The sequence below is a fragment of the Collinsella sp. HCP28S3_B9 genome (assembly GCF_052066095.1).
Taxonomy (GTDB): domain Bacteria; phylum Actinomycetota; class Coriobacteriia; order Coriobacteriales; family Coriobacteriaceae; genus Collinsella.
This window is the reverse complement of sequence record NZ_JBQHST010000064.1, coordinates 1-1,345: the sequence shown is the minus strand read 5'-3', so window position 1 is coordinate 1,345 and position 1,345 is coordinate 1. Positions and strand designations below refer to the sequence as shown.

The following is a 1,345-nucleotide window of genomic DNA, read 5'->3' as shown; positions in this document are numbered from 1 at the left end:
GTAGGAACTTGTTGGCCCAGAAGGGGTAGGCGTCCGGATGGTTGATGATCCAGCCGTCCATCGTTCCCCCGTCGGCCTTCGGGTAGAGGCATCTCTCAACGGCAAACATTTCTCACCTGACCAAACATCAATTCATCGGACAACGCTTAGTCTAACGGAATAATAAGCTCTCAGTTCATTAACATGGTTAAACTAAGTTAAGTACTTATTATACATAATAAAAACGCGACGGGCAGCACACGACGCTCTTCATCGGGATGGAAGTCCCTCCAACTGATGTGACCCAAATGCCTGCGCTCGGCGCGCATCATGCGTAGCGCCGAGGCGCCGGTAAGGATCACAGAGGCTGCCAGTTGCTCGCCTGTCGGCTCGACGCGCCGCGCAATCTTCACTGCCACAAAACCACCCCTACCAAACGCGTGCGATAGCGAGGCCATCGACGGCTTTGGCGCCGGCGCGCTTAAGCTCCGCCGAGGCCGCTGCCATTGTTGCGCCCGTGGTAATGACATCGTCGATGAGCAGCAGACGACAGCCACGTACATCCTCGACCGTCTCGTACATGTCCCGGGCATGTTCCCGGCGCTCGGCGCGACCGAGTTCGCGCTGGTCGCCATGACCGTATTTGACCAAGGCGTCCAACAATGGCACGCCCGAAAGATCGCAAAACGAGCGCGCGATTGCTTCCATGTGATCAAAACCACGCCGCCGAAACGCCGCCGCAGTCGCGGGCACAAATACCACCGCGTCGACACCGGACAGCACGCCGCCGTAACGGTCGGGGGCTGCTACCTGGGCATGCAAGGCGGTGTCGTAGAGCAGCTCTGCCAGATACGGTGCCAGACGGCGCTCGCCCGCATCCTTGTATGCCTTGATGATGCGCGGCAACGGATGTGCATAGACAGCGCACACCAGGCAGCGATCGAGGGCCTTAGCCACCGTCGAAGACGCACCCTCGACCGAGCACTCGGTACACAGCAGGCCTCCAAACGGAGCGCCGCACCTCGTGCAGCTGTGGCGCGGATCGACAAGCGTGAGCGACGCCAGGCACTCCCGACAAATAAGCGCACCGGCACGCTCGCAGCCGGCGCATCGCGTGGGCGAAAGAACCTCGAGTGCCTCATGCGCCGCGCGCTCGGCAAACGGTAGCAATTCATCCGCAAACGGCAAGATGCCGGCACTCCGTAAGCGGCTCAAACCATTCAGACAGTTATTTATGACAAAACCCTCCCTACGCTTGAACTGCACCCCAAAACTTGGACGGCTTAAATAAGAACTACGCCGCAAGGGACTGTCTCCGGAACTCCTCCGGGGTCAGTCCCTTCAGTTTAACCTGGCGCCTCCTCGT

General features: G+C 59.5%; 3 protein-coding genes. All 3 read right to left on the bottom strand.

All coding sequences use genetic code 11. From position 1 onward, the window contains the following. Positions 1–197: 197 nt before the first annotated feature. Positions 198–398, bottom strand: a complete 201-nt coding sequence (locus ACTNBB_RS09075) for a hypothetical protein (RefSeq protein WP_441057991.1) — start codon at positions 396–398, stop codon at positions 198–200. Positions 399–408: 10 nt separating this feature from the next. After that, entirely contained in the window at positions 409–1,167 is a 759-nt protein-coding gene (locus tag ACTNBB_RS09070; protein WP_441057994.1) for a ComF family protein, read from the bottom strand. Between the two features lie 106 nt (positions 1,168–1,273). Next, positions 1,274–1,345 (bottom strand): IS3 family transposase (locus ACTNBB_RS09065; protein ID WP_441015707.1); only part of this gene is annotated, 72 nt, incomplete at its 5' end.